The organism is Cupriavidus sp. 8B (assembly GCF_054589115.1).
In genome coordinates, this window is record NZ_BAAILO010000434.1 from 1 (window position 1) to 5,232 (window position 5,232).

Sequence of the window (5,232 nt, forward strand, 5' to 3'; positions counted from 1 at the left end):
CCAAGGGCTGCTTCAAACAGTTTGCTGTGCATCGCTTGTGTTCTTCTTTACCTGGAATCCGCCCACGATACCACCCACTTGAAATTCAAAAGAGGCCCAATAAAACTAGTTAGCAAAGGAGTTCGGCATGTTGAACCATGAGGATAATGAGTTGCTTTGTCGTGTCGGCCCGGATACACCGGGCGGAGCCATGATGAGACGCTTCTGGCATCCGGTATGTACGTCCGCGCAATTGCCGGAGCCCGATTGCGCGCCACTGCGCGTTCGGCTGCTCGGTGAAGACTACGTCGCCTTTCGCGACTCGAAAGGCCAGGTCGGCTTTCTCGAAGAGCTGTGCATGCATCGGGGCGCGTCGCTTGCGCTCGGACGGGTCGAGGAAGGCGGTATCCGCTGTCTCTATCATGGATGGAAGTTCAGCGCGTCCGGCGCTGTGATGGAGACACCGAACCACGCGGATCCCAAGTACGCCGCCCGTATGAGGGCTCCGGCATTTCCGGTGCGGGAGGAAGGTGGCATCGTCTGGGCCTATGTTGGTCCCAGCGAACTGGAGCCTGCGTTCTCTCGCTATGCCTTCATGGATGCAGAACCGGACCATCGTGTAGTTTTGCGAGTCAACGTTGCTTGCAACTACCTGCAGCTCGTGGAAGGCGGCGAGGACAGCTCGCACGTCGGTGTGCTCCACACCAATATGGCGCGACCAGGCTGGAAGGATAACGCGTTCACGCCCAACCCCGATGCCATCAACCCGGCGGCGCTCGCCTCCAATGATCTGGAGCCGGCGCTGAAGATCGAGGACACGGCATTCGGCTTCCATTACGTGGCACTGCGCAAGACCAATACGCCGCGGACCCTGAACGCTCGCGTTGTGCCATTCATCGTCCCGTATGGCCGCATCATTCCCGCGCCCGCATTCCAGTTTACTGTCCTGGAAGTCCCGCAAGACGATACGCACACGAGTACCTTCCTCGTAGTTCACGGGAATGAGCCTGTGAATGAAGAGAGAATCATCGAACTGCTGGGTCTCGACAACCAACAGTACTACAACCGTGCGACTTGCACATTCACAGCCAGCTGGGCGGACTCGTTCGGCCAGGATCGCACCCGCATGAAAGAAAACTGGACTGGATTGCGCGGTGTGGAGGTGGAGGATGCCACCATCGGCTTGTCCCAGGGGCCGCTCTATGACCGCTCGCGCGAGCACCTGGTTCCGGCCGACCAGGCTGTGACCCGGGTCCGTCGCGTCCTGCTGGAATCGGTCAGGCGTGTCATGGAGAACGGGCCGCTTCGTGCGGTCGGTCTCGACCTGCGTGGAGTGAGCGCATGCGACACACAACTCGAAGAGGGAGCGGCGTGGCAAGACCTGCTGCCATCCCATCGTGAAACCCCGGTAGCCTGACGAGAGAGATCATGACGAACGATAGCATTAGCAAAGACACGCCTGATTACCTGTCCCTTCTGCGCCTGGACGGGCGCGGCTTCGTAGTGCTGGGAGCCGGGCAAGGTATTGGCGAGCAGACCGTGCACGCTCTCGCACAAGCCGGTGCGCGCGTTCTGTGCGTCGACCAGGACGAACGGCTTGCCCAGAACATCGCCGAAGCGGTGGGCGGTATCCCCTGTGTAGCCGATGCTACCAAGCGAACCGACGTTCAACGTGTCTTTGACACGGCACGCAAGCACTTCGGTCGCGTACACGGCGTTATCGACATTATCGGGGTCGCAGGCATCAAGCCCTTCTCGGCGGTAGATGATGAGTCCTGGGACCGGCAGTTTGACATTGTCGTGCGTCACGCTTATCTGGCTATCCAGATTGGTGGCGAGATGATGAAGGCCGACGGCGGAGGTATTTTCGCATTCGTCGGCTCCCTTGCCGGCAATCGCGCAATACCGAATGAAACGGCCTATGCCACCTCAAAAGCAGCGCTGCATCACCTGGTGAGGTGCGCGGGCGCTGAGTACGCCCCCTACAACGTACGCATCAATGCAGTGTCGCCGGGGTTCGTCCGGACGCCAAGGCTGAATCAGCGTCTCGGCGAAGCTGCATGGGAGGCCATCAGCGAAGTGATCCCACTGGGACGGCCCGCAACGCCGGCGGAGATCGCAGGCCCGCTGTTGTTTCTGGCCTCCGACCTGAGTGCCCATATGGCCGGAGAAATCATTGAGGTCGATGGTGGCGTTGGTGTCATGGCACTATTTCCCAAAGTGACGTTCGCCCCCTCAGCAACCCCGACTCCCTGAGCACGATGACATCTTCTCTCCAGGATCAGATCCATCCGTTGCTGCGACCTGTCGCTTTGGCAGCCGCGACGAAGCCGAGCATGGCACAGATGAGTTATCAGGAAGCGCGTGCCGATATGGCCGCGCGCACTGCCGCGCGCGCGCCCGGGCCGCATGTCGACACCGTCCTCGATCTCGCGGTTCCCGGGCCTCATGGCGAGATCCCATTGCGCATCTATCGGCCAGACGGTGCCGTTGGCGTGACGATGGCCTTCCACGGCGGCGGATGGCTAATGGGCAACCTCGACAGCTTCGACGCCGTCTGCCGACACCTGGCCAAGGACTCCGGGCTGGCGGTGGTGAGTGTCGATTACCGGCTTGCGCCGGACCATCCCTTCCCCGCAGCGCTGGACGATGCCTGGGCAGCGACCTGCTGGGTCGCCGGGCACGGCCATGAGCACGGACTTCCAACGGCGCGCATGACAGTGTTTGGCGAATCGGCGGGCGGCAATCTTGCCGCAGTCGTCTGCCTGCTCGCTCGGGATCACGCAAATCCTCGGATTCTCGCGCAAGCACTTGTCTATCCTGCGACGGACGCGCGCCAGGAAGCGGATTCGCTATCCACCTATGCGGAAGGGTTCATGCAGCGCAAGGCCGATGTGGCGCATGCCTTTCGTACCTACGCGCTCAGTCACGGCGTGTCAGCGTCGACGTGGAAACTCTCGCCACTGCTTGCCGACAGTCATGCCGGTTTGCCGCCAGCCATCGTGATCACCGCCGAGTGCGATACCGTACGCGACGATGGTGAAGCCTATGCCATGAAGCTCGCTGAAGCGGGTGTTCCAGCGACGTGCGTACGCTACCAGGGCATGCTGCACACGTTCTACAGTATGCGCGGCAAGCTCGATGCAGCAGCACTGGCTCAGCGCCAGGTCGCTGACATGCTGCGCACCGCGGTAGAAAACGCCTGTCACAAGAGGAGACCGTATGAAAGCCATCCGTTTTGAGCGGCACGAAGCCGTTGGGCACATTGTCCTGGCAAATCCACCATCGAACCTGATCGCGACAGATTTCTCGGACTGCCTGCGAGACGCTGTCCATGAGGCAAGCGAAACTGACATTCGCGCACTGCTGATCCGCGCCGAAGGGCCGAACTTCAGTCAAGGCGGCGATGTCCTTGATTTCATTGACAAGGACTTCAATGCCTGGCGAACCTTTATTTCCGAGATCCATCTCGCCTACAGATCCATCGAGGCATTGCAAATCCCCACAGTGGCAGCCGTACGCGGTGCAGCGTTCGGCGGTGCCTTTGAGCTGACGCTAGCCTGCGACTTCATTGTCGCAGCGGAAAACGCAACCTTCAGATGTATCGAGGCGTCCGTGGGTTCTGCACCGGTAGCCGGCGCTGTACAGCGATTGGCTGAGCGAGCCGGTCGGGCCATGGCGGCACGTTATGCGATGCTCAGTGAGCCCATGTCGGGAGCCCAGGCGGGCCAGCTCGGCATTGCCGCCTTTGTGGCAGCGGAGCAGGACGTCGAGAACTTCGCGGCTGATCTCGCGCGTCGACTCTCGAGCGGCCCCACGCGCTCCTACGCCGCAATTCGCGCATTGCTTAAAGCTTGGTCGGCAGGTGGCGTGCCGGGAGCAGACTCACTGCTGCTCGACATCACCATGGGTCTTCACACCACGGAAGACGCCAGGATGGGGCGAACCGCACGCGCAGAAGCGTTCAAGCGCGGTGCGGAGCCTGCGCCCGTCACTTTTATCGGTCGCTGAGAGACTATGCGGGCCTGAGAGACTATGCGGGCAACTGAACGAGGACAGCTTCGATCTGAGCGCGCATTTTCCTCTGCCGAACAAACGGCGAGTCATCCTACTTATCAAGCATGCTTGCGGGGAGTCCAGCTATATGGCCCTGGGGGTTCATCCCGCGGCCGATACTTGGAACGCTCCCTGGTGCCACACGCAAGGCCGGCGCCACACACAAGCTGCCTGGTATCCCGTTCCTCTGATTCGTTCGCAAAGTCTGTTGAGCTTGGAGCAGGAATTGTCGGTCGGGGGAAGTGTGCGATGTGTATTGCTTGTGGCCCGCTGACGCGGGGGTGTCTCTTGTGGGCGGGGTTTTCATGCTTCTAGCTGCTGGCGCGGCTGTACGGGGTTGGCCGTTTTAGAACGTGTGAGATGTCACTTTTCTTTACTCGTAAAGAAAAGTAACCAAAAGAAAGCGATCCTTGCAGGAGGCTGGCTTGTCGGGGTTGCGCAGCCCGGTGGTTTCGTCGTCAGGCCCCGGGTTTTAATGGACTCATGCCGTTACTGGTTCAAAGAGCCACGATCCTGTGAATGACACTGGTTTCGTGGTGAGGCCCCCGGTAGCGGCATCCCTGCTCATTCACCCATCTGCCGGTACCGGTGCAAAGCACCACGATATATCACACCGTGATGGTTTCGTGGTGGGGTGGGCGCGGTGGTGAAACCCTCGGATTTATTTTCTCGGTGCCACCGCGCCCACGACGAAAACGGGACGCCTGCAACTTCGTGGCCGCCCGCGCCGCGAGCGACAGACGGCATGAAACAAGTGGTGGTGGCTACCGGTGGGGGCCACCACGAATCCCCGGGCATTGGCAGCGCCGTGGTGGTCTAAACTGGTAACGGCACGAGTCGGTTAGAACCCAGGGCCGTACGACGAAACCATTGGGGTTCCCAATGACGCCACGCCAGCCTCCTGCAAGGATCGCTTTCTTTTGGTTACTTTTCTTTACGAGTAAAGAAAAGTAACATCTCACACGTTCTAAAACGGCAACACCGCACAGCCGCGACAGCAGCTAGAAGCATGAAAACCCCGCCCTAAAGAGACACCCCCGCGTTAGCGGGCTAGTAATCCGTCGCGGCTCCTTCACCTCAGTCAAGGAACTGGTTCAAAAGAGGCTCTTTTGAAAAATGAGTGGGTTATGCGGCATGCGGGTTGATCGCGGAGAAGTCGAGCTTTCCGGCGATCAGGAAGATCACGGTGCGCATGGT

At 60.2% G+C, this 5,232-nt stretch carries 4 protein-coding genes; all 4 read left to right on the forward strand.

The window, feature by feature from the left end:
* Positions 1-127 precede the first annotated feature (127 nt).
* The 4 genes from ACYP5B_RS42200 to ACYP5B_RS42215 all read left to right on the forward strand — a co-directional run bounded on the left by ACYP5B_RS42200 (position 128) and on the right by ACYP5B_RS42215 (position 3,990).
* A complete protein-coding gene (locus ACYP5B_RS42200) occupies positions 128-1,396 on the forward strand; it encodes a Rieske 2Fe-2S domain-containing protein (RefSeq protein WP_400101606.1) in 1,269 nt (422 codons plus the stop codon).
* An 11-nt stretch (positions 1,397-1,407) separates the two neighbouring features.
* A complete protein-coding gene (locus ACYP5B_RS42205) occupies positions 1,408-2,235 on the forward strand; it encodes an SDR family NAD(P)-dependent oxidoreductase (protein ID WP_459573576.1) in 828 nt (275 codons plus the stop codon).
* Between the two features lie 116 nt (positions 2,236-2,351).
* Positions 2,352-3,221, forward strand: coding sequence for an alpha/beta hydrolase (locus tag ACYP5B_RS42210; protein WP_459573577.1), 870 nt, complete (start codon positions 2,352-2,354; stop codon positions 3,219-3,221).
* Entirely contained in the window at positions 3,202-3,990 is a 789-nt protein-coding gene (locus ACYP5B_RS42215; protein ID WP_400101611.1) for an enoyl-CoA hydratase/isomerase family protein, read from the forward strand. Before ACYP5B_RS42210 ends, ACYP5B_RS42215 begins: the two co-directional genes overlap by 20 nt.
* The last annotated feature ends 1,242 nt before the right edge of the window (positions 3,991-5,232 follow it).

What these genes read in the sequence shown, in the direction of transcription:
- ACYP5B_RS42200 (WP_400101606.1), top strand. Translation starts at nt 128, where the DNA reads ATGTTGAACCATGAGGATAATGAGTTGCTTTGTCGTGTCGGCCCGGAT.
- ACYP5B_RS42205 (WP_459573576.1), top strand. Translation starts at nt 1,408, where the DNA reads ATGACGAACGATAGCATTAGCAAAGACACGCCTGATTACCTGTCCCTT.
- ACYP5B_RS42210 (WP_459573577.1), top strand. Translation starts at nt 2,352, where the DNA reads ATGGCCGCGCGCACTGCCGCGCGCGCGCCCGGGCCGCATGTCGACACC.
- ACYP5B_RS42215 (WP_400101611.1), top strand. Translation starts at nt 3,202, where the DNA reads ATGAAAGCCATCCGTTTTGAGCGGCACGAAGCCGTTGGGCACATTGTC.